This window comes from Acinetobacter sp., from assembly GCF_036666595.1.
Classification (GTDB): domain Bacteria; phylum Pseudomonadota; class Gammaproteobacteria; order Pseudomonadales; family Moraxellaceae; genus Acinetobacter.
In genome coordinates this window covers 1-556 of the sequence record NZ_JAVWVO010000134.1, presented here as the reverse complement: position 1 = coordinate 556, position 556 = coordinate 1, and the positions used below count along the sequence as shown (strand labels likewise).

The window sequence follows — 556 nt, the reverse complement described above, 5'->3', positions numbered from 1 at the left end:
TTTCCTCAATACTCTCGGGATCTGCCCACCATGACATTTGAAATGGATACTCTTCATCAATGTCTTGAACAATCTCCGTTGCTCGCGGATTACTTAGAAAATGACCTTTAGCCTTAAAGCCGCCATTAACATCATATGAAGTAGCAACCCCAACACGAGTACCACCAAAATGATCTTCAACTAACCCTGTTTTAGACTTAAGCTTCAGACCCTCTAGGTCAATTACCACACCTGTACGCCCCCAGTACCAGTGGTTATCAATCAAACCACCGCTATAGACTTCAGCATCAAAAGTTCGTCGCTTTTTAGCGTCATCGTTATTCACGCTGATAGGGGTACTTATCGCGGTAAATTGATGTTTGAGGTATTCTTTATTTTCCTCTGGCATTTTCATGCTCCATAAAAAAACCGCCCTTTAGGCGGCTTCAGTTAATTTTTAATCATGGTTTCTTAGGTGGTCGAGATAGAGCGCAACACATAGCGCGAATAATATTATTTACTCTTGATGGGCTACTAATCACAACCACTCTTTTCCCGCAACCGCATGGCGAATGAC

The 556-nt window shown here is 42.4% G+C and carries 1 pseudogene; it reads right to left on the bottom strand.

Annotation, left to right across the window (positions count from 1 at the left end):
• Positions 1 to 388, bottom strand: a pseudogene (locus RR876_RS17220) (hypothetical protein); the annotation flags it as partial.
• Positions 389 to 556 lie beyond the last annotated feature (168 nt).